Source organism: Streptomyces sp. PL-25, assembly GCF_058344915.1.
This window is the reverse complement of record NZ_CP136997.1, coordinates 4,820,511-4,841,365: the sequence shown is the minus strand read 5'-3', so window position 1 is coordinate 4,841,365 and position 20,855 is coordinate 4,820,511. Positions and strand designations below refer to the sequence as shown.

General features: G+C 70.0%; 18 protein-coding genes and 2 pseudogenes. 3 read left to right on the top strand and 17 right to left on the bottom strand.

All coding sequences use genetic code 11. The features are described 5' to 3' along the window. The 3 genes and pseudogenes from R4Z62_RS21970 to R4Z62_RS21960 form a co-directional block, all read right to left on the bottom strand. Positions 1-622 (bottom strand): annotated as a pseudogene (locus R4Z62_RS21970) (Uma2 family endonuclease). Between the two features lies 1 nt (position 623). Further along, complete coding sequence (locus R4Z62_RS21965) at positions 624-1,517, bottom strand: helix-turn-helix domain-containing protein (protein ID WP_491520686.1); 894 nt, start codon at positions 1,515-1,517, stop codon at positions 624-626. 266 nt (positions 1,518-1,783) lie between these two features. Further along, positions 1,784-2,266 (bottom strand): ATP-binding protein, encoded by a 483-nt coding sequence (locus R4Z62_RS21960; protein ID WP_491520685.1) that lies wholly within the window; start codon positions 2,264-2,266, stop codon positions 1,784-1,786. Between the two features lie 141 nt (positions 2,267-2,407). Between R4Z62_RS21960 and R4Z62_RS21955 the strand changes: the two genes are divergently transcribed. Together R4Z62_RS21955 and R4Z62_RS21950 are read left to right on the top strand one after the other, a co-directional pair. Further along, on the top strand, positions 2,408-3,271 hold the full coding sequence (locus R4Z62_RS21955; RefSeq protein WP_491520684.1) for a helix-turn-helix domain-containing protein: 864 nt from the start codon (positions 2,408-2,410) through the stop codon (positions 3,269-3,271). Then, a complete protein-coding gene (locus R4Z62_RS21950) occupies positions 3,268-3,543 on the top strand; it encodes a DUF397 domain-containing protein (protein WP_491520683.1) in 276 nt (91 codons plus the stop codon). Before R4Z62_RS21955 ends, R4Z62_RS21950 begins: the two co-directional genes overlap by 4 nt. A gap of 170 nt (positions 3,544-3,713) precedes the next feature. Here the strand turns inward: R4Z62_RS21950 and R4Z62_RS21945 are convergent. From R4Z62_RS21945 to R4Z62_RS21925, 5 genes and pseudogenes are all read right to left on the bottom strand, one after another. After that, a pseudogene (locus R4Z62_RS21945) lies at positions 3,714-4,094 on the bottom strand (immunity 49 family protein); the annotation flags it as partial. 246 nt (positions 4,095-4,340) lie between these two features. Continuing rightward, entirely contained in the window at positions 4,341-5,078 is a 738-nt protein-coding gene (locus tag R4Z62_RS21940) for an immunity 49 family protein (RefSeq protein ID WP_491520682.1), read from the bottom strand. A gap of 122 nt (positions 5,079-5,200) precedes the next feature. Further along, the gene (locus R4Z62_RS21935) at positions 5,201-7,645 is read right to left on the bottom strand and encodes a hypothetical protein (protein WP_491520681.1); all 2,445 of its coding nucleotides are present in this window, start codon (positions 7,643-7,645) and stop codon (positions 5,201-5,203) included. Beyond that, positions 7,642-8,070, bottom strand: a complete 429-nt coding sequence (locus R4Z62_RS21930; RefSeq protein WP_491520680.1) for a DUF6507 family protein — start codon at positions 8,068-8,070, stop codon at positions 7,642-7,644. The genes R4Z62_RS21935 and R4Z62_RS21930 overlap by 4 nt, the downstream gene beginning before the upstream one ends. A 223-nt stretch (positions 8,071-8,293) precedes the next feature. Further along, positions 8,294-8,488 (bottom strand): hypothetical protein, encoded by a 195-nt coding sequence (locus R4Z62_RS21925; RefSeq protein ID WP_018571223.1) that lies wholly within the window; start codon positions 8,486-8,488, stop codon positions 8,294-8,296. A gap of 186 nt (positions 8,489-8,674) precedes the next feature. Here R4Z62_RS21925 and R4Z62_RS21920 point away from each other — a divergent pair, with 186 nt between their 5' ends. Continuing rightward, the gene (locus tag R4Z62_RS21920) at positions 8,675-10,804 is read left to right on the top strand and encodes a S9 family peptidase (RefSeq protein ID WP_491520679.1); all 2,130 of its coding nucleotides are present in this window, start codon (positions 8,675-8,677) and stop codon (positions 10,802-10,804) included. 153 nt (positions 10,805-10,957) lie between these two features. Here the strand turns inward: R4Z62_RS21920 and R4Z62_RS21915 are convergent, their stop codons facing one another. The 9 genes from R4Z62_RS21915 to R4Z62_RS21875 all read right to left on the bottom strand — a co-directional run bounded on the left by R4Z62_RS21915 (position 10,958) and on the right by R4Z62_RS21875 (position 20,788). Further along, positions 10,958-11,983 (bottom strand): ABC transporter ATP-binding protein, encoded by a 1,026-nt coding sequence (locus tag R4Z62_RS21915; protein WP_491520678.1) that lies wholly within the window; start codon positions 11,981-11,983, stop codon positions 10,958-10,960. Next, positions 11,976-12,950, bottom strand: a complete 975-nt coding sequence (locus R4Z62_RS21910; protein WP_491520677.1) for an ABC transporter ATP-binding protein — start codon at positions 12,948-12,950, stop codon at positions 11,976-11,978. The genes R4Z62_RS21915 and R4Z62_RS21910 overlap by 8 nt, the downstream gene beginning before the upstream one ends. An 8-nt stretch (positions 12,951-12,958) precedes the next feature. Further along, positions 12,959-13,957, bottom strand: a complete 999-nt coding sequence (locus R4Z62_RS21905) for an ABC transporter permease (protein ID WP_491520676.1) — start codon at positions 13,955-13,957, stop codon at positions 12,959-12,961. Continuing rightward, complete coding sequence (locus R4Z62_RS21900) at positions 13,950-14,873, bottom strand: ABC transporter permease (protein WP_064535045.1); 924 nt, start codon at positions 14,871-14,873, stop codon at positions 13,950-13,952. Before R4Z62_RS21900 ends, R4Z62_RS21905 begins: the two co-directional genes overlap by 8 nt. 6 nt (positions 14,874-14,879) lie before the next feature. After that, positions 14,880-16,502 carry a peptide ABC transporter substrate-binding protein gene (locus R4Z62_RS21895; RefSeq protein WP_491520675.1) on the bottom strand — a complete coding sequence of 541 codons (1,623 nt, stop codon included), beginning with the start codon at positions 16,500-16,502 and terminating at the stop codon, positions 14,880-14,882. Positions 16,503-16,704: 202 nt separating this feature from the next. Further along, positions 16,705-17,853 carry an ABC transporter ATP-binding protein gene (locus R4Z62_RS21890; RefSeq protein WP_491520674.1) on the bottom strand — a complete coding sequence of 383 codons (1,149 nt, stop codon included), beginning with the start codon at positions 17,851-17,853 and terminating at the stop codon, positions 16,705-16,707. Continuing rightward, the gene (locus R4Z62_RS21885) at positions 17,846-18,904 is read right to left on the bottom strand and encodes an ABC transporter ATP-binding protein (RefSeq protein ID WP_491520673.1); all 1,059 of its coding nucleotides are present in this window, start codon (positions 18,902-18,904) and stop codon (positions 17,846-17,848) included. The genes R4Z62_RS21890 and R4Z62_RS21885 overlap by 8 nt, the downstream gene beginning before the upstream one ends. A gap of 11 nt (positions 18,905-18,915) precedes the next feature. Then, positions 18,916-19,863, bottom strand: a complete 948-nt coding sequence (locus R4Z62_RS21880) for an ABC transporter permease (protein WP_064535037.1) — start codon at positions 19,861-19,863, stop codon at positions 18,916-18,918. Further along, a complete protein-coding gene (locus tag R4Z62_RS21875) occupies positions 19,856-20,788 on the bottom strand; it encodes an ABC transporter permease (protein ID WP_064535035.1) in 933 nt (310 codons plus the stop codon). The genes R4Z62_RS21880 and R4Z62_RS21875 overlap by 8 nt, the downstream gene beginning before the upstream one ends. Positions 20,789-20,855: the final 67 nt, after the last annotated feature.

Below are 20,855 nucleotides of genomic sequence, written 5' to 3'. Positions count from 1 at the left end.
CTACGAGGCCGGTCCCTGCGCCCCGCCGTCCTGGTAGCGGGGCAGACCCTCGGTGAGGATGGTCCAGTCTCCGATGGTGACCTCCTCGCCGTAGACGAAGTCCTTGCGGGTGGCGTAGCGGGGACCGTCGGGAGTCGGGTGGATGTCGGTGAGCACGGCACCCGTGCCGGTACGCGGATCGAAGACGGCGTAGACGGGGATGCCGAGGAGGGGATAGTCGCGCATCTTGCCGATCCAGTCGTTCTCCGGGTTGGAACGGGAGACGATCTCGATGGCGGCGATCACCGTACGGGGATCGAAGGACCCCGGGACGTCCATGTCCTCCAGGGCGATCACCCATGACGTCCGGGCGGCGCATGATGCCCCGGGACTCGTCCTCGACGTCGGGCTCCCCGGTGTGCGCCACGATCTCGTCCGGCATGAGCTTTTCGAGGCGTCTGCGCAGGTGCAGGGCGGTCAGTTCGTGCGGTCCGATCGGTGCCGTGATGTCGTGGACGATCCCGCTCGCGGTGACCTCGAATTTCCCCGGGACGGTGTCGTCCAAGGTGCGAACGAGGTCGCGCATGGCCCGGTAGACGTGGGAGGAACCGTGCCGCGCGTTGTCGCGAACGACGGTGTTCATGCTAGGCGGCCTCCTCCTGGTCGGTGCGGCAGTCGCGGCAGCGGCCCGGGGCCGGGGCGCGGAAGGCCCGTTCGCAGCCGTCGCAGGTCTGGAGCGGGAGGCGTACGGGCGGTGGGGCGGCCGGGGGGCGGAACGGCGGCGGGGGCGGCAGCTGGGCGGACAGCCGGTGCGCCAGGAGGGCGGCGGGCCGTCGCAGTCCCTCGGCCGGCAGGCCGGCGGTCAGGGCGTGGCGTACGGCGGCCGCCGTGACGTCACGCTCCAGCCAGGCGGCGACGCCCGGGGCCAGATGGGCGGTGTCGCAGGCGGAGAGGAGCAGTCGGGGGTCGTGGCGGCGCAGACCCGCGAGGAGGTCGGCGGCGGCCCGGAGCAGGGCGGGGGCGGGGTACGCGGGCCGGGGGACGGCGGGGAGGGGCTGGTGGGGAGCGCGCTGCTGCGGCTCGGGCATCGGCTCGGGCATCGGCTCGGGCTCGCGTGGGACGGCCACGGCAGCGGCTGTGCCTGTGCCTGTGCCTGTGGCGGTCCCCGCCGCAGCGGGCTGGTTGCAGGAGACCGTGCGGGTGACGATACGGCCGCCGGGGACGCGTTCGCGGACGCGGCGCAGGTATCCGTGCGCCTCCAGCTCGCGCAGCGCGGCGGCGATCCGGGTCGTCCCCTCGGGGAAGCGCGCGGCGAGGCTCTTGATGTCGGCGCGGGCGCCCCGGGGCAGCGACTGGAGGTGCACGCCGAGCCCGATCGCGAGCAGGGACAGCTCGCTGTGCTGGGCGAGGTGGTTGCCGATCACCGTGAAGCGGGTGGTGTGGCGGGTGTTGTCGTGCACCAGGCCGCCGCCGGTGCGGGGACGACGCCGGTTCGGGTGCTTGTCGCCCGCAGTGCGGGACGGGGCGTGTGGGCGCACGCTAGGGTTCTGGATACCCACGGGAAGCTCGATTCTTCCTCGGTGGTCAGGCCCTCGCACTGGGATTGCCGTCCCGGCGGGGGCCGTCTCATGTCTGCGGTTGTGTCGCGCTGAGCGTAGAGCCGCGTGGGGCTCCGAAATCCAGCCGATCCGGGGATGTTCACCCGCCCGAGTGAGCGCACCCGGGCTCGTGCGCGGACACGGCGGGCGGCCTGCGGCGAGGCGGGGTTCGGCGGAATTCCTTTCCCCCGCACGTCCTTTGTCTGTCAGCCACCGGCCGCACCGGAGCACGGTGTCCCGGGTTCCGGTGATCCGAACCCCGGCGCCCCGAGCCGCAGCTCGGCCCAGACGGTCTTCAGCGGGAACCGCCCGGCGGTGACACCCCACCGGTCGGCGAACGCCTCGACCAGCAGCAGCCCCCGCCCCGACTCCGCGACGGTGTCCGGCTCCTGCGGCGCGGGCCACCGGTCGCCCCGCGTGTCGCTGACCTCGATGCGCAGCGTCCCGCCGAGCACCTGGAGCCTGAGACGGAAACTGCGGCCCGGCAGCCGCCCGTGCGTCGCCGCGTTCGCCGCCAGCTCCGCCACGACATGCCGCGCCGCCTCGCACCGGACGCCCCACTCACGGAGCTGGTCGGCCGCGAGCAGCCGGGCGAGCCGGGCCCCGCGCGGGGTCGAGGAGAGCAGCACGTCGAACGTCCGTCCAGCGGCGTCGAGTTCGGGGTGGGAAGCGATGATTGCCTGATTCACGTCACTCAGCGTGGCCGCCCCGACCTACCGTGTGGAGTGTTTGACCCGTTGCGTAGAGCGACTGTCCAGGGCTTGTCCGGTGCTGTCCACGCTGTAGACGGCGTTCTTCTGGACAGGAGCGCGGCACCAGGAGGGGCGCGGATGACAGTGGACGGCGTGGTGGAGGAGACGGACGAGCCGGGCTGGGAGGTGGACCCGGACGACGACTGGGCCCTCGCGGTCGTGGCCACGGTGGGACGGCAGTTGAAGCTGCGCCGGGAGTCGGCGGGCCTGCGCGTCGGCGAGTTCGCGGTGGCGGTCGGCTACGGCGAGGACCTGGTCTACAAGATCGAGTCCGGCAAGCGGATCCCCCGCCCCGAGTATCTGGACACGGCGGACGAGGTCCTGAAGGCCGGCGGCCTCATCTCGGCGATGAAGGAGGACGTCAACAAGGTCCGGTACCCGAAGAAGGTGCGGGCGCTGGCGCAGATGGAGGCTCGGGCGGTGGAACTCCAGCTCTACGATCCTCTGAACATCCATGGGTTGTTGCAGACACCGGAGTACGCCCGAGGGCTCCTCCTCATGCGACGGCCCGCCTACTCCAGTGACGAGTTGGAGCGATACATCACCGCACGTCTGGCCCGTAAATCCGTCTTCGAGCGGGATCCGGCTCCCGAACTCAGCTTCATTCTCGAAGAGTGGACCCTTCGACGCCCTCTCGGTGGCAAGGAGTACCTGCGCCGCCAGTTGCAACATCTGCTCACCATGAGTCAGCTGCGCAACGTCGAACTGCAAGTGATGCCGATGAACCGCGAAGAACACGCCGGTCTGGCCGGTGGCATCGAAGTGCTGAAGTTCGCCGACGGCACCGCGGTGGGCCGCTCACCGGCGGTCGCCAACGGACGCCCGGTCTCCGACCTGAAGCAGCTCCGTATCCTGGAACTCCGGTATGGCATCATCCGGGCGCAGGCCCTCACACCCCGTGAGTCGATGGCCTTCATCGAACAACTGCTGGGGGAGACATGATCCTCAACACCACGTCCGTGGACGCCTCCGGCCTGGCGTGGTTCAAGAGCAGCTACAGCAGCAGCAGTGAGGGCGACTCCTGCGTGGAAGTAGCGCTGGACTGGTTCAAGAGCAGTTACAGCGACGGCAACGAGGGCGACTCCTGCGTGGAGATCGCCACCGCCGCCGCCCACATCCACGTACGCGACTCGAAGCACACCCCCGGCGGCGGCCCCCAGGTGGCCTTCGCGGCGACCGCCTGGGCGGACTTCGTCCCGTACGCGGCGAGGTAGCGCTCGCCCGGGTCGGTCAGGTGGGGGACTCCCCCAACCAGTCGTGCTGGAGCAGGTGCTCGGGCAAGTACTCGGACCCGGCACCATGGGCATCTTGCCGTCGTAGGCCAGGCGGGCGTGAACCCCTCCTCGTCCCTGCGGACGAAGTGGTAGAAGAGGTTGATCGGCGGATACAGGATGCCCTGGAGCAGGTCACGCGGAGCGATCGTGGCCACCGCCGGATCCGACGCCTCGAAAGTGGCGGTCAGCTTCTCCACCAGACCGGGCCGCCGCAGCCAGTACGTCTGCAACGTGTCCACCCAGTGGTAGACGTACTCGTCGTACTGCCCCTCCGGCGCCCGCAAGCGCTCCAGCGGAATCTCGCACAACTCCGTCATCCGCTGCCGCTCCCGGCAGATGACGGCCAGCCAGAACGCGGCCAGCCACGAACCCGCATCCGCACTCGACAACGGCCCCACGGCCGGAAGACTCCGCACCTTCCGGTCAATCCGGCACTGGACGGTCCCCTCGTCCACCCCGGTCACCGCGAACAACGCGGAACCCAACTGCATCGCGGTGACCGCCGCTTCCCACGTCTCCACCGCCGCAGCCGACGGATCGACCACACAACGGGCGGACAACAGCAGTTGGTACCCGCTGAATGTCGAATCGATCTGGTCGGAAGAGTCTTCGAGTTCTTCGACCTCCCGCGCCAAGTACTCACCCAGCCGCTCCGAGTACCGCTCCGCCTCAGGCCCAGCCGACAGCCCGTGCCGGGCGATATGCCCAGTCACCAGAAGGTCCCCTCCGCGCAACCGTCACGTCTCGAACTCACCGAGCCAGGAACGCCTGAGAAGGTGTTCCGGCAAGTACTCGGACTCCACGTCGATGGACATCCCGACATCATGGGCGAGGCAGGCCATGGCAAGCGGACCCAGAGCGACCGCACCGTCCGTACTCTGTCGGCGGTCCTCGCCCGCCGTCCAGTACTCCTTGTGGGACTGCAACGCCCGGACGAGCGCCGCGTTGAACTCCCGCTCGTCCCGCTGGAGAAAATGCAGGAACAATTCGAGCGGCGGATACAGCAGCTTCAGCATCAGCTCGCGGTCGGCGACCCGCAGCACCTCCGGGTCCGTTCCCTGGAACGCGTCGGTGAACTTCTCGCCGAGCCCCGGCCGCTCGGTCCAGTAGGTCTGAAGAGTGTCGACCCAGTGGTAGATGTACTCGTCGTACACCGCCCCGGAGGCACGCAGAAGGTCCACCGGCACTTCGGCCAGTTGTGTCATCCGCTTCTGGTCCCGGCAGACGACCGCCAGCCAGAACGCCGTCACCCAGGAGCCCGCGTCGGTGAAGTGACGGACACCGATCGCCGGGATGGTCCGCATCTCATGGGCGATGCGGCACTCGACCGTCCCCTGCTCGACCACGGCGGCGGCGAACATGGCCGCCCCCACCTGCATCGCGGCGACCCACGCCTCCCACGTCTCGGAGGTGTCGGCGGTGGGGTCGTGCAGGCAGTGCAACTGGGCGGTGCTCAGAGCACTGCTGAAAGTCATACCGAAAGCGGCGGGCCGTCGCGAAAGGTCCTCGAACCGTTTGAGAGCCCGTCGGTCACTCATTTCGATGAAGTCTGCTGCATCCTCTCCGGGCGGATCGTCCTCGCGGGACACGTAGATGGTCATCGCTTGCTCCCGACGTCACCGATATCGAACTGCTTCATCTCATACCCGGCATATTTCCCAGCCGGTGTGGCCTCCGCCTTGACCAGGACATAGTCCACTTTCCCTTCAGAAAGCGCAGCTTCCAGCTCCGAGACCAGATTCAGCTCATCCATATCCTTTTTCCTGAGCGCACGTTTTTCCATCTCCTGCAAAATGGTGTCGAAATATTCCCGCGTACCCTGCTGCACCCGGTTTCCGAAGTGGCTCGTGCGTTCTCCCAGTTGGGCCCTGAGCGATCCCTTTGCCTCGATGACCACGAAGCGTCCGTCCGTGGTCTGGTACACCTGGTCGAATCTGTTGTTCCCGAATTCCCTGTTGTCAATGCGCTTCGCAGTCGGGTACGCATCCGGAACGGCATGGTACTCGGCCACGTTCTCGCCGAACATCTCGCTCTGCTTGAGCATGTCGCCGTGCAGGGGGGAATGCGCTTCCTCGGCGGCGTCCCGGGCGGCTTCCCGTTCGGGCGTGGGGTCCTCGGCGTACGCGTGTTCCGCTTCTCTGAGGTGGGCTTCCGCAGCCGTGTCCGCCACGACGGCTTTATGACGGGCGTGAGCCCACTCGTTGAGCCGGCCCAGCAGCTTCTTCGGCATATCGGCGGCGCTGCCCGGTCCGGGCGACTCGGAAGGCAGGTACCTGGCCGGTGTCGCAGGCGGCAGATCACTCTTGGCGATCCACTGACCGGGGTGGGCGGGGTCCCGGACCAGGGTGGGCAGCCGCTGGCCGATCACCTCACGGCTGGCGTACCTGCGGTAGCCGTTCTTCCGGTAGTGCTCCTTGAACCACGCCTTGTCCGTGTTGGCGAGTTCGACATGGCGACGCATGATCGTGCGTGGATCGGCCGCTTCAGGGTGCCCGCCCTCGGCGTGCCCGTCCTCCGCGCGGCCTATGTCGTCCGACCCGCCGGCAGGTCGGGGCAGATGCGATGACGGCGGTCCACCATGGCCATGCCCGGGAAGCCCGTCCCCGCCGTGCACGCCCGCGTGCGCACCCGCATGCGCACCCGCGTGTGCGCCGACCGACCGTCGCTCCGGTGTGCTGGTGGTGCCGTCGTGGGCCGTGGCCGCCCGCTCCTCCGCCGTGCCCTCGCGGGCCATGTCCTCCAGCGACTGCCGGACCGTGCCGTCGGCGTCGCGGACGACCATCGTCCGGGTGTCGAGGTAGACGACCCGGCCGCCGTGTTCCATGCGGACGGAGTTCTCGGGGGTCAGGCCGGCGGGCAGTTCCTCCCGGGCCAGCGGCTGGTCGGTGATCCGGTACGTCCGCCCGGCCAGTTCGACGTAGGTGCCCTTCGTGACCGCCCTCAGGCTCGCCAGCGCGTCACCGACCCTGGTCAGGCCGACGCCCGCCGTCCTCGCGACGTATGTCATCGGGTCGACGAGGCGCCCCGCCCGGCCCGCGAGGGAGATGGCCTTGGCGACGCTCCCGGTCTTCGCGGCCGTCCCGGCGCCGCCGGTGAGGACCGTGGTCAGGACATTGAAGGTGACCGCGCCCGCCGCACGGGCCGGGTTCTTCCCCCACTCGTCCCACGCAAGCAGGGCCTTGCCCGTCTCCTTGACCGCGCGGCGCGAGTCACGCAGCCAGGCCGGGAGCTGGTCGTCGGAGGCCGTCCAGTAGGCGGCCGGGGCGACCACGGTGAGGGCGACGCCCGTCAGCAGTTGCCCCAGGCCCTTCCACGCCTGTCCGGCCGCGTCCCAGCCGTCCACGCCGACGAGGGTGCCCAGGCCCCGGACGGTGCCCCAGACACCGTCCACGAAGAAGCCCTTGGCGAAGTTCCAGACGTGCTGGTCGATCCGGTACCAGGGAGTCTCCTCGTCGACCGGGTCGCCCCACGGCAGTCCCTGCGCCTGGTCGAGGTCCTCGGCCCGGTAGCCGTACATGCCCTTCTGGTGCGACCCGTCGTCGACCGTCAGCGGAGCGCCGCCGACCAGCCTCACGATCTTGTCGTGGCAGGTGCGTTCGGCGGCCTGGAAGGCGGCCCAGGCCGCGTTGACCTGGCGGCGGCGTTCGTTGTTCTCGTCGACCTTGCCGCCGTCCTCCTGCCAGTCGTCGTCGTGGGCGACCGAGGCGCGGAAGGTGCGGGCTTCGCCGCGCAGCCGGTCCAGCGTGGCCACCAGCGGCCGTATCTCGTCCGCGTAGGCGGCCAGCGCGCTCGATATCTTCTCCAGTTCGCCGCGGAGTTCGTCGCCCGCCGCGGCCACCGGCTTCGTGGTCGCGAACAGCTGCTCCGCCTCCGGCGCCTTGTAGTACGCCGAGAGGGAGTTGAAGGCGGAGTCGATCCGCGAGCCCACGTCCCACAGGGACGCCGCGTCGGCGCCGATGGCCGACACGTCCTTGTCCAACTGCTCGGGGTCGCCGGTGAACTCGGGTATCTCCTCGGGGTCCAGGGCGGCCTGCCCGCTCACGCCCCGCCGCCGTTCTTCCCGCCGGTCCCCGGCATGTCGATCTTCGGTGGCTTCAGCGCGTTGCGCTGGGCCTCGGCGGCCATCTCCAGGTCCCCGTGGACATACGCGCGGGTCGCCTCGGCGGCTCCCTGGACCGACTCGGCGGTGCGGCGGGCCATGAACGCCAGTTTCTGCTGCCGTTCGGAGAGGTACTGCGCGAGCGCCGCCGCCACCGGTCCGGTCGGGACCCGTGACCGGCCCGGCGCCACCGGTCCGACCAGCGGACCGCTGAACTGCCCGCCCGGGACGACGGTGCCCGCCGAACTCGCCGCGCTCATCAGATCGTTCAGGAGAGTGGTGGCCGCCCGGTCCAGGTCGCCACCCGCCTCACCGGTCGTCGTGAGGGCCGCCTGCACGCCCACAGGACTGATGTCCCACCCCGTCATCCCCGAGCCCCCGCTCCCTGCGCTGATACGTTTCGCCAGGCACCTTTGTATCAACCGAGATGGGTACAATTCCATCCGAAACAGGCCGAGTCACGGCACAGCGGTACAACGGCACGGCGGCGCGCCGGGCGGACGGATCGCCGACCGAAGTCCTCCGGCGCACACAGGAACGCGTGCACGCCGGTACGCGGGGAACACGGGGCCAGGGGAGAGTGGCCCGGCCTCAGAACTTGAGGCTGCCGATCATCCCCGCGATGTTCGTGGTCAGTTCGCTGATCGTGGGAGCGACTGTCGAAGAGGCCAGGTAGAAGCCCAGGAGGACGCACACGACCGCATGGCCTCCCTTCAACCCTGACTTCTTGATCAGCAAGAAGACGACGATCGCCAGCAGCACCACCGCCGAAATCGAGAGTGCCACGGCGGCTCACCTCCAAAGATCCCAGGACGCGGGGGGTGTCGGGGGGTCGGACTATGGGGGCAGATAAATCCACACAACAGGCAGCAGGTTCATACCCACTATGCGCTAACGATCATAACTATCCGCACGCGCGCATCGGTCGGCGCACGGCCGCACAAGGGGGCGCATGGCCAATATGGTCTTTCCATGACGACCGAGCCTGACTCCTTCCCCCGACAGCACGCGCGCACCCAGCGGTTCACGCTCGGCGCGCCGCGTGCCTTCACCGTCGCTCCCGACGCCTCACGTGTGGTTTTCCTGCGCTCCGACTCCGGTACGGACCGCGCCAGTTCGCTGCGGGTCCTGGACCTGGACGGGTCCGGCGAGCGCGTGGCCGCCGACCCCCGCGCCCTCCTCGGCGGCGCCCTGGAGCACCTCTCGCCCGAGGAGCGCGCACGCCGTGAGCGCACCCGCGAGGGCGGCGCCGGCATCGTCGGATATGCCACCGACAAGGCCGTGGAGCTGGCCTCCTTCGCCCTGTCGGGACGGCTGTTCACCGCCGGGCTGCGCACGGGCTCGGTGCGTGAACTGACCGTTCCGGGACCGGTGATCGACCCCCGACCCGCCCCGGACGGACGGCGCGTCGCCTACGTCGCCGGGGGCGCGCTGCGCGTGGTGGGCGCCGGGGGCGAGGACGACCGGGCGCTCGCCGAGCCCGAGTCGGAGACGGTGACCTACGGCCTGGCGGAGTTCGCCGCGGCCGAGGAGATGGGCCGCCACCGGGGCTTCTGGTGGTCCCCGGAGTCGGACCGGCTGCTGGTGGCACGCGCCGACGACGCGCCGGTGCAGCAGTGGTGGATCTCCGACCCGGCCCACCCCGGCCGGGAGCCCGCCCGGGTGCGCTACCCCGCGGCGGGCACCCCCAACGCTGACGTACGGTTGTTCGTGATCACCCTGGACAGGTCCCGCACGGAGATCTCCTGGGACCGCTCCCGCTACCCGTACCTGGCACGTGTGCACTGGTCAGCGGCGGGAGCGCCGCTGCTGCTCGTGCAGGCGCGGGACCAGCGCGGTCAGGTGTATCTGGCCGTCGACCCGGAGTCCGGCTCGACCCGGATGGTGCACGCGGACGAGGACCCAAGTTGGCTTGATCTTTTCCCCGGTGTGCCGTGCTGGAGCCCGTCCGGGCAGCTCGTGCGGATCGCGGACGAAGGGGGCGCGCGGGTGCTCGCGGTCGGCGAACGCCCGCTCACCGGGCCTCAGTTGCACGTACGTGCGGTTCTCGACGTCACCGCGGACGAGGTGCTCGTCTCCGCCTCGGCGGGCGAGGAGGCCGCCGAGCCGGAGATCGGCGAGACCCATGTCTACCGGGTCAACGAGCTGGGCCTGGAGCGTGTCAGCCGGGAGCCCGGCGTGCACACGGCCGTGCGCTCGGGGGACGTGACCGTGCTGGTGTCGGCGGAGCTGCGCCGGCCGGGTTCGCGGGTCCGGGTGCTGCGGGACGGCGAACAGGTCGCCGAGATCGCCTCGTACGCCGAGACGCCCGGTATCTCCCCGCGCGTGACCCTCACCGAGGGGGGCGCACGCCGAATTCCGTGCGCCGTGCTTATGCCTACGGACTACCCCCGTGACACTGCCGCGGCCGCCCCCCTGCCCGTCCTCCTCGACCCCTACGGCGGCCCGCACGGGCAGCGAGTGATGGCGGCGCACAACGCGTACCTCACCTCCCAGTGGTTCGCCGACCAGGGTTTCGCTGTGGTCGTCGCCGACGGCCGCGGCACCCCCGGCCGCTCCCCCGGCTGGGAGAAGGCGATCCACCACGACTTCACCGTCACCCTGGACGACCAGATCGAGGCCCTCCAGGACCTCGCGAAGACCCATCCGCTCGACCTGGACCGGGTGGCCGTCCGCGGCTGGTCCTACGGCGGCTACCTCTCCGCGCTGGCCGTGCTGCGCCGCCCGGACGTCTTCCACGCGGGCATCGCGGGCGCCCCGGTCACCGACTGGCGCCTCTACGACACCCACTACACCGAGCGGTACCTCGGCGACCCGGCCGCGGACCCGGCGCCGTACGCGCACTCGTCCCTCGTCTCCGACGACGGCCTGACCGCGCCCGCCGAGCAGCACCGGCCGCTGATGATCGTGCACGGCCTCGCCGACGACAACGTGGTGGTCGCCCACGCCCTGCGGCTCTCCTCCGCCCTGCTCGCCGCCGGCCGCCCGCACGAGGTGCTGCCGCTGTCCGGGGTCACCCACATGACTCCGCAGGAACAGGTCGCGGAGAACCTGCTGCTGCTCCAGGTCGACTTCCTCAAGCGGTCGCTCGGCCTGGACTGACCGGCAAGGCGGCGGGCCGGGCGCGCCTCCCCCGCAGGGGACGGTGCACCCGGCCCGCCCACGGCACCCGCACGGCCGTACCCCGGCAGCCTCCCGCACCCGTGTGTCGCCCCCGGGTCGGCGGTGTTGCCGCCGCATCAACGCCCCCGCCGCTCACCCCGTCACCCCCTGCCGCTCCGCCGCGAAGTGGCACGCCGAGTCGTGGGCGGCCGGGCCGGGGGTGTGGCGGAACTCGGCGGGGACCGCGAGCAGCGGGACCTCCAGGGCGCAGCGCTCCCGTGCCTTGAAGCAGCGGGTGCGGAAGCGGCAGCCGGAGGGGACGGCCGCCGGGGACGGCACGTCGCCGGTGAGGATGATCCGCTCGCGGCGCTCGCGGGCCTCCGGGTCGGGCACCGGGACCGCCGACAGCAGCGCCTGGGTGTACGGGTGGGTCGCGTGGTCGTAGATCTGCTCGTCCGTGCCGGTCTCCACGATCCGGCCCAGGTACATGACCCCGACCCGGTCGGAGATGTGCCGGACGATGGACAGGTCGTGCGCGATGAAGACGTAGGAGAGGTCGAACTCCGACTGGAGGCGTTCCAGCAGGTTGATCACCTGGGCCTGCACGGAGACGTCCAGCGCGGAGACCGGTTCGTCGGCGACGATGACCTCCGGGCGCAGGGCCAGGCCGCGGGCGATGCCGATGCGCTGGCGCTGACCGCCGGAGAACTGGTGCGGATAGCGGTTGATGTACTCCGGGTTGAGCCCGACGACGTCCAGCAGCTCCTGCACCTTGCGGCGCCGGTCCCCCTTCGGGGCCACCTCGGGGTGGATGTCGTACGGCTCGCCGATGATGTCACCGACCGTCATCCGCGGGTTCAGCGAGGTGTACGGGTCCTGGAACACCATCTGGATGTTCCGGCGCACCGCCTTCAGCGCACGCCCGGACAGCCTGGTGATGTCCTCGCCCCGGTAGCGGATCGCCCCGGCCGTGGGCCGCTCCAGCTGGCACAGCAGCTTGGCCACGGTCGACTTGCCGCAGCCGGACTCCCCCACGATGCCCAGCGTCTCGCCCCGGCCGAGGGCGAAGTCGACGCCGTCGACGGCCTTGACCGCGCCGACCTGCTTCCTGAACAGGATCCCCTGGGTGAGCGGGTAGTGCTTGACCAGCCCGGCGACCTCCAGCAGCGGCTCAGGCATCCAGGCACTCCCTCCAGAAGTGGCAGGCGGACCCGCGCCGGGCGTCGACCTCGTAGAGCGGCGGTACGTCGGTGCGGCACACGTCCCGGGCCATCGGGCAGCGCGGGTGGAAGGCGCAACCGGCGGGGATCCGCGTGAGGTTGGGCGGCAGGCCCTTGATCGCGTACAGCTCGCGGCCCTTCTGGTCCAGGCGCGGGATCGACTCCAGCAGACCCCGCGTGTACGGGTGCGCGGGCCGCTTGTACAGCTCGTGCACGGGCGCCCGCTCCACGATCCGCCCGGCGTACATGACCGCGATCTCGTCCGCGACGTCCGCCACCACCCCGAGGTCGTGGGTGATCAGGATGAGGCCCATGTCGAACTCGCGCCGCAGCTCCGCGAGCAGGTCCATGACCTGGGCCTGGACCGTCACGTCGAGCGCGGTGGTCGGCTCGTCCGCGATGATCAGGTCCGGCTCCAGGGCCAGCGCCATCGCGATCATGATGCGCTGGCGCATACCGCCCGAGAACTGGTGCGGATAGTCGCGTACGCGCTGCGCGGGGGCCGGGATGCGCACCCGGTCCATCAGCTCCACCGCCTTGGCCCGCGCCTGCCTGCGGGACAGGCCCCGGTGCACGGTGAACATCTCGGCGAGCTGGTCGCCCACGGTGAGCACCGGGTTCAGCGAGGACAGCGCGTCCTGGAAGATCATCGCGATCTTGGCGCCGCGGACCGCGCGCCGCTCCTCCTCCGGGAGCTTCAGCAGGTCGCGGCCCTGGAAGAGGATCTCGCCGCCGGTGATGCGGCCGGGCGGCATGTCGAGGATGCCCATGATCGCCTGCGCGGTCACCGACTTGCCGGAGCCGGACTCGCCGAGCACGGCCAGGGTCCGGCCCGCGTCCACCTCGTAGCTGACGCCGTTGACGGCGTGCGCGATCCCGTCCCGGGTGCGGAACTCCACGTGCAGATCGCGGACTTCGAGCAGCATGGCGGCCGTCACCTCAGCTTCGGGTCGAGGGCGTCGCGGACGGCGTCGCCGAGCATGATGAACGCCAGGACGGTCACGGCCAGCGCGCCGGCGGGCCACAGCAGGGCGTGCGGGGCGTTGCGGACGTAGGGGGAGGCGGCGGAGATCTCGATGCCCCAGGACACGCTGGGCGGTTTCAGGCCGACGCCCAGGTAGGACAGGGTGGCCTCCAGGGCGATGTACGTGCCCAGCGCGATGGTGGCGACCACGATCACCGGGGCGACGGCGTTGGGCACGATGTGCCGCAGCAGGATCCGCGTGTCGGAGGCGCCCAGCGCGCGGGCGGCCTGCACGTAGTCGTGCTGTTTGGCGGTGATGACGGAGCCGCGGGCGATGCGGTAGATCTGCGGCCAGCCCAGCAGCACGATGAAGCCGACGACCGGCCAGACGGTGTTGCTGGTGACCACGGACAGCAGGACCAGGCCGCCGAGCACGACCGGGATGGCGAAGAAGATGTCGGTGACGCGGGAGAGCACCGCGTCCCAGGCACCGCCGAAGTAGCCGCCGAGGGCGCCGAGCACCGAGCCGAGCAGGGCGACGCCGAGGGTGGCGCAGACACCGACGGTGACGGAGGCGCGGGCGCCGTGCACGGTGCGCGTGTAGACGTCGCAGCCCTGGCCGTCGAAGCCGAAGGGGTGCCCGGCCGAGGGGCCGTCCTGGGCCTTGGCCAGATCGCAGACGAGGGGGTTGCCGGGGGCGATCAGCGAGGGCCACACCGCGATGAGGGCCAGGAAGCAGATCACCAGCGCGGAGACCAGGAAGACCGGGTTGCGGCGCAGGTCGCGCCAGGCGTCGGACCACAGCGAGCGGGGCCGCTCCGTCGGTCCGGCGCCGTCCGCGCCGCCGTCCGGGCCCGGCGCCAGGGTGGCCGCCTCGCTCGCCGCGAGGTCCATCCCGCCGCCCATGCCGGTCCCCGCGACGGCGCCCTCGGGCTCGAACGGCTGCGGCTGCGGCGGCTGCTCAGGCATAGCGGATCCTCGGGTCGAGTACGGCGTACAGCAGGTCCACGAGCAGGTTGGCGGCCAGGAAGACCAGGACCAGGACGGTGACGAAGCCGACCACGGTCTGGGTGTTCTGCCGCAGGATGCCCTGGTAGAGCTGGTAGCCCACGCCGTGGATGTTGAAGATCCGCTCGGTGACGATGGCGCCGCCCATCAGCGCCCCGATGTCGGTGCCGATGAAGGTGACCACGGGGATCAGGGAGTTGCGCAGCAGGTGCCGTACGACGACGCGGCGGCGGGGCAGGCCCTTGGCGACGGCGGTGCGGACGTAGTCGGCGCGGCGGTTCTCGGCGATGGAGGTGCGGGTCAGCCGGGTGACGTAGGCCAGCGAGACGGAGGCCAGGACCAGGCCGGGCACGATCAGTTCGTCGAAGGACGCCTCGGGCGGCACGGACGGCCGGATCCAGCCCCACTTGACGCCGAGCAGCAGTTGCAGGAGCAGACCGGTGACGAAGGTCGGCACGGAGATCACGACGAGGGTGAGCAGCAGCACGCCGGTGTCGACGGGCCGGCCGCGCCGCAGCCCGGTGACCACGCCCAGGGAGATGCCGATGACGATCTCGAAGACGATGGCGACGATCGTCAGACGGATCGTCACGGGAAAGGCGGCGCCCATCAGTTCGGTGACGGGCTGGCCGTTGAAGGCGGTGCCGAAGTCGCCGGTGAAGACGTTGCCCATGTAGGTCGCGTACTGCTGCCACAGCGGCTTGTCGAGGCCGAACTCCCGCTTGAGCTGGGCGGCCGTGGCGGTGTCGCAGGCGCGTTCGCCGCACAGTCCGGCGACCGGGTCGCCCATCACGTTGACCATGAGGAAGATCAGCAGGGTGGCCCCGATGAAGACGGGGATCATCTGGAGCAGGCGTCTGACGACATAGCGTCCCATGGCGGGTCAGCCGACCTTGATCTCGTTGTAGACGGGCACGCTGAACGGGTTGAGCGCCACGTCGTGCAGCCGCTCCGAGTAGCCGGCGCTGCCGTTCTGGTACCACAGCGGGATGGCGGCCATGTTGTCCCGGACGACGCCCTCGGCCTGCTGGAAGAGCTTGATCGCGGCGCCCTTGCCGCTCTCCGCGTTGGCCCGGTCGACGAGTCGGTCGAACTCCTTGTTCGACCACTTCCCGTCGTTGGAGGAGGCGTCGGTGTAGTACAGCGGCTGGAGGAAGTTCTGGATGAGCGGGTAGTCCATCTGCCAGCCGGCCCGGAAGGGGCCCGGCATCCGGTGCTGGGAGATCTGGTTGCGGAAGTCGGCGAAGGTGCCGACCGGGTTGCCGACGCACGCGCGGTCGTTGCCGAGCGCGTTGTTGATGGAGTTGCACACGGCGTCCACCCATTCCTTGTGCGAGCCCGTGTCCGCGTTGTACGTGATGCGCACCTGGCCGCCGGGCAGTCCGCCGCCCTCCTTGACCAGCCTGCGGGCCGTGGCCGGGTCGTACGCGCACGCCCGGCCGCACAGCCCCGCCTGGAAGCCGCCGTCGGTGCCGAGCACCGGTGAGGTCCAGTCGGTGGCGGGGGTGCGGGTGCCGCGGAAGAGGGTCTTGGTGATCTGCGCGCGGTCGATGGCCATGGACAGGCCGGTGCGGACCTTGCGGGCGCCCTCGGTGTTCCACGCCTTGTCGTAGAAGGGGAAGGCGAGGGTCTGGATGATGCCGGCCGGGGTGTTGATGTAGCGGCCGTCCAGGTCCTTGGTGACGTTCTTGAGCTGGCTGGCGGGGATGTCGTCGACCAGGTCGAGGTTGCCGGCCAGCACATCGGTGTACGCGGTGTTGTTGTCGGTGTAGACGAGCAGCGTCACACCCTCGTTCAGCGCCTTGTCGGGCCCCGGGTAGGCGGCCCACTTCTTCAGGTACATCTGCGCGCCCTTGGTGTAGGACGCGATGGTGTACGGGCCGTTGCCGACGGGCTTGGCGAGCCAGCCCTTGTGGTCGGTGAAGAAGGTGCGGGGCAGCGGGGCGAAGGCGGCGTAGCCGAGGGTGTCGGGGAAGGTGGAGAACTTCTGGTTGAGGCGCACGGTGAAGGTCCGCGGCCCGGTCACCTTCAGCCCGGACAGGGTGTCGGCGCGCTGGCCGCCGCTGTCGGGGTGGACCTGGTCGTAGCCGTCGATGTAGCCGAAGAAGTACGCGTTCTTCTGGTTGTTGCGCAGGCTCGCGCCGTAGTTCCAGGCGTCGACGAAGGAGCGGGCGGTGACCGGCTCGCCGTCGCTGAACGTCCAGCCGGGCCTGACGGTGACCGTGTAGTTCTGCGAGTCGGTGGTCTCGATCCGCTCGGCGAGCATGTTCTCGGCCTTGCCGGTGCGCGGGTTGTACCGCTTCAGCCCGCGGAAGACCATGTCGAGGACCTTGCCGCCCTGCACCTCGTTGGTGTTGGCGGGCTCCAGCGGGTTCTGCGGGTCGCCCCAGGAGGAGCTGAGCACCCCGGCCCCGGCGCCCGTCGTGCTGCCGCACCCGGCGGCCAGCGGCAGGGCGGCCGCCGCCAGCGCCGCACCGGCCCACCGCACACGGGTGCCTGCACGCATGGGCGCCTCCTCGGGTACGGGACACGGCTCGGTCCGGCCGACGACTCGGCACACATATCAGCACATAAGCCGCATATATCCGGGATGCCTCACCGCGAGCGGCCCGACTCCAGCCGGATGCACGCCCGTCGAAGCGCGGAAACGCCGGATCCCGGCACCCTGGAGGGGGTACCGGGATCCGGTGGTGGTGCCGTGGTGGGAGCTACGCCGCGTGGACGATGTCCTTCTCCTCGGCGAAGTGGCAGGCCGACTCGTGGGCCGCCTGGCTGTCCGTGCCCTTGAAACGCTCGGGGATCGCCAGCAGCGGGACCTCCTCGGCGCACTTGTCCTGGGCCTTCCAGCAGCGGGTGCGGAAGCGGCAGCCCGAGGGCGGGTTGGCCGGGGACGGCACGTCGCCGGTGAGGATGATCCGCTCGCGGTGCTCACGGGCGTCCGGGTCCGGGACGGGGACCGCCGACAGCAGCGCCTGCGTGTACGGGTGCGTCGGGTGGTCGTAGATCTGCTCGTCCGAGCCGATCTCGGCCATCTTGCCCAGGTACATCACGCCCACGCGGTCCGAGATGTGCCGGACGATGGACAGGTCGTGCGCGATGAAGATGTAGGACAGGTTGAACTCGTCCTGGAGGCGCTCCATCAGGTTGATGACCTGCGCCTGCACCGACACGTCCAGCGCCGAGACGGGCTCGTCGCAGATGATGACCTCGGGGTTGAGCGCGAGGCCGCGGGCGATGCCGATGCGCTGGCGCTGACCGCCGGAGAACTGGTGCGGGTACCGGTTGATGTACTCCGGGTTGAGACCCACGACGTCCAGCAGCTCCTGCACCTTGCGGCGCCGGTCGCCCTTCGGGGCCACCTCGGGATGGATGTCGAAGGGCTCGCCGATGATGTCACCGACCGTCATCCGCGGGTTCAGCGAGGTGTACGGGTCCTGGAACACCATCTGGATGTTCCGGCGGACCGCCTTCAGCGCGCGCCCGGACAGCTTGGTGATGTCCTGGCCCTTGTAGAAGATCTCGCCCGCGGTCGCCCGCTCCAGGTTCATCAGGAGCTTGGCCACGGTCGACTTGCCGCAGCCGGACTCGCCCACGATGCCCAGGGTCTCGCCCTGGTACAGGTCGAAGGAGATGCCGTCGACGGCCTTGACCGCGCCGACCTGCTTCTTGAACAGGATGCCCTGGGTGAGCGGGAAGTGCTTCACCAGGTTGCGCACCTGGAGGATCGGCTCGCCGTGCTGGACCGGCGCCTCGATGGCGTCGACCGCCTCGTCCTCGCTGCGGGCCGCGACGACGTCCACCTCGGAGACGTTCGGCGTGGCGTCCGGCTGCCCGTCGTTCTTGCTCAGCTCAGCCATGGATCGTCTCCTTCCAGAAGTGGCAGGCCGAGGCACGGCCCGGCAGCTCGCCGCCGTCGCGCTCGGTGACCGCCAGCAGCTCCGGGACATCCGTACGGCAGATGTCCTGGGCCTTGGGGCAGCGCGGGTTGAAGGCGCAGCCGGTCGGTACGCGCAGCAGGTTGGGCGGCAGGCCCTTGATCGCGTACAGCTCCTGGCCCTTCTGGTCCAGGCGCGGGATCGAGTCCAGCAGACCTCGCGTGTACGGGTGCGCGGGCCGCTTGTACAGCTCGCGCACCGGCGCCTGCTCGACGATCCGGCCCGCGTACATCACCGCGATCTTGTCCGCGACGTCGGCGACCACGCCGAGGTCGTGGGTGATCAGGATGAGGCCCATGTTGTACTCGCGCTGGAGTTCCGCGAGCAGGTCCATGACCTGGGCCTGGACCGTCACGTCGAGCGCGGTGGTCGGCTCGTCCGCGATGATCAGGTCCGGCTCCAGGGCCAGCGCCATCGCGATCATGATGCGCTGGCGCATACCGCCCGAGAACTGGTGCGGATAGTCGTTGACGCGCGCCGCGGCGGCCGGGATCTTCACCCGGTCCATCAGCTCGATGGCCTTGGCCTTGGCGTCCTTCTTGGACAGGCCCTGGTGGACGCGGAACATCTCGCCGAGCTGGTAGCCGACGGTCAGCACCGGGTTCAGCGAGGACAGCGCGTCCTGGAAGATCATCGCGATCCGGCGGCCGCGGATCTTGCGGCGCTCCTCGGCGCCCATGGTCAGCATGTCCTGGCCGCGGAAGCGGATCTCGCCCTGCGGGATCTTCGCCGGCGGCATGTCCAGGATGCCCATGATCGCCTGCGCGGTCACCGACTTGCCGGAACCGGACTCGCCGAGCACGGCCAGCGTCTCACCGGCGCTCACGCTGTAGTTGACGCCGTTGACGGCCCGCACGACACCCTCACGGGTGTGGAACTCGACGTGCAGGTCGCGCACGTCGAGCAGTGGCCCGCCGTCCGCCCCGCCGTCGCGTGGCGACGGCACCGGGGTGACTTCTTCGATGGTGGTCACGTACGCCTCCCTCAGCGTGTCTTCGGGTCGAGGGCGTTGCGGACGGCCTCACCGAGCATGATGAACGCCAGCACCGTGATGCTGAGCAGGATCGACGGGTAGAGCATGATCCACTGGGCCACGCGGATCGAGTTGCCGCCGTCGGAGATGTCGTTGCCCCACGAGGCGCCGTTCAGGCCGAGGCCCAGGAACGACAGCGTGGCCTCGGCGCCGATGTAGACACCGAGCGAGATGGTGGCGACGACGATCACCGGAGCCACCGCGTTGGGCAGCACATGGCGGAAGAGGATGCGGTTGGTCCCGGCGCCGAGCGCCTTGGCCGCCTGCACGTAGTCCGTCGACTTGACCGTGATGACCGCACCGCGCATCACACGGGCCGTCTGTGTCCAGCCGAGGAAGGCCAGCGCCAGGATGACGACCGGGATGGTGCGGTCGGTGAAGGCGTTCAGCAGGACGAGCGCGCCGAGCAGGAACGGGATGCCCATGAACATGTCGGTGACCCGGGACAGCACCGCGTCGACCCAGCCGCCGAAGTAACCGGCGATCATGCCGATCAGACCGCCGAGCAGGGTCACCGCGAGGGTGGTGCCGCCGCCGACCAGCAGCGAGGCGCGGGCGCCGTAGATGGCGCGGGCGTAGACGCTGCGGCCCTGGGCGTCGTAGCCCAGCCAGTCGGCCGAGAAGACCTTCCCGTACTGCGGGTGCGCCAGGTAGTGCCCGGCCAGGTCCTTGTTGTTCGGGTCGCCGTCGGTGAACAGCCCCGGCCAGGCGGCCATCAGGAGCAGCAGCAGGATCAGCAGGGCCGAGACGATGAACACCCAGTTGGTGCGCAGGTCCTGCCAGGCGTCGCCCCACAGGCTGCGGGTCTTCTCCCCCTTGGGCTGCGGCAGTTCGCCGCCCGCGGCTGCGGTCGCGGTGGCGCCGGGGGCTTCGTCCGCGGACTTGGTCAGCTCAGGCATAACGGATCCTCGGGTCCAGAACCGCGTAGAGCAGGTCGACGATCAGGCTGCAGAAGAGGTACACGAGGACCAGGATGGTGACCAGTCCGACGAGCGTGGTGCCCTCTCGGCGCACGATCGAGTCGTAGATGGTGCCGCCCACGCCGTGGATGTTGAAAATGCCCTCCGTGACGATCGCGCCGCCCATCAGGGCACCGAGGTCGGTGCCGAGGAAGGTGACGACCGGGATGAGCGAGTTGCGCATCAGGTGCACGCCGATGACCCGGCGCTTGGGCAGGCCCTTGGCGACGGCGGTGCGCATGTAGTCGGCGCGCAGGTTCTCCGCGACCGACGTGCGGCTCAGCCGTGCCACATAGGCGAGCGAGGCGCTGGCCAGCACGATGGCGGGCAGGATGAACTGGTTGAGGTCGGTCTCGTCGGTGACCGATGGTTCCAGCCAGCCCAGGTTGATCGCGAACACCGTCTGGAGGATGTAGCCGAGCACGAAGACCGGCACCGAGATCAGCAGCAGCGTCACGAAGAGGATGACGGTGTCGGCGGCCTTGCCCGCGCGCATGCCGGCGATGACGCCGAGCACGATGCCGACGACGGCCTCGATGGCGAAGGCGAGACCGGCCAGCCGCAGCGTCACCGGGAACGCCTCACCGAGGATGTCGGTGACCGGGCGGCCGCTGGCGATCTGGTCACCGAAGTCGGCGTGCAGGACGATGCCCCGCATGTAGTCCCAGTACTGGACCAGGACCGGCTTGTCGAGGCCGTACTCGTGCCGCAGCGAGTTGATCACCTGCGGCGTGGTGGCCTTGTCCCCGAAGAGCCCGCGCACGGGGTCGCCGGGCAGAGCGTAGACCATCAGGAAGATCAGCAGGGTTGTCCCGATGAAGACCGGGATCATCTGGAGCAGTCGTCGTGCGACATAGCGCCCCATGGTGCCTCCATGTCAGTCACAGCGGCAGGCCCTTTTCGCCCCATACGAGCGGTTCCCCGAGGAATTC

Bases quoted from the DNA above. Each gene is read 5' to 3' on its own strand.
- R4Z62_RS21910 (WP_491520677.1), bottom strand. From the start codon at position 12,950: ATGCTGCTCGAAGTCCGCGATCTGCACGTGGAGTTCCGCACCCGGGAC.
- R4Z62_RS21950 (WP_491520683.1), top strand. From the start codon at position 3,268: ATGATCCTCAACACCACGTCCGTGGACGCCTCCGGCCTGGCGTGGTTC.
- R4Z62_RS21915 (WP_491520678.1), bottom strand. From the start codon at position 11,983: ATGCCTGAGCCGCTGCTGGAGGTCGCCGGGCTGGTCAAGCACTACCCG.
- R4Z62_RS21880 (WP_064535037.1), bottom strand. From the start codon at position 19,863: ATGCCTGAGCTGACCAAGTCCGCGGACGAAGCCCCCGGCGCCACCGCG.
- R4Z62_RS21920 (WP_491520679.1), top strand. From the start codon at position 8,675: ATGACGACCGAGCCTGACTCCTTCCCCCGACAGCACGCGCGCACCCAG.
- R4Z62_RS21875 (WP_064535035.1), bottom strand. From the start codon at position 20,788: ATGGGGCGCTATGTCGCACGACGACTGCTCCAGATGATCCCGGTCTTC.
- R4Z62_RS21895 (WP_491520675.1), bottom strand. From the start codon at position 16,502: ATGCGTGCAGGCACCCGTGTGCGGTGGGCCGGTGCGGCGCTGGCGGCG.
- R4Z62_RS21900 (WP_064535045.1), bottom strand. From the start codon at position 14,873: ATGGGACGCTATGTCGTCAGACGCCTGCTCCAGATGATCCCCGTCTTC.
- R4Z62_RS21955 (WP_491520684.1), top strand. From the start codon at position 2,408: ATGACAGTGGACGGCGTGGTGGAGGAGACGGACGAGCCGGGCTGGGAG.
- R4Z62_RS21940 (WP_491520682.1), bottom strand. From the start codon at position 5,078: ATGACTTTCAGCAGTGCTCTGAGCACCGCCCAGTTGCACTGCCTGCAC.
- R4Z62_RS21890 (WP_491520674.1), bottom strand. From the start codon at position 17,853: ATGGCTGAGCTGAGCAAGAACGACGGGCAGCCGGACGCCACGCCGAAC.
- R4Z62_RS21905 (WP_491520676.1), bottom strand. From the start codon at position 13,957: ATGCCTGAGCAGCCGCCGCAGCCGCAGCCGTTCGAGCCCGAGGGCGCC.
- R4Z62_RS21930 (WP_491520680.1), bottom strand. From the start codon at position 8,070: ATGACGGGGTGGGACATCAGTCCTGTGGGCGTGCAGGCGGCCCTCACG.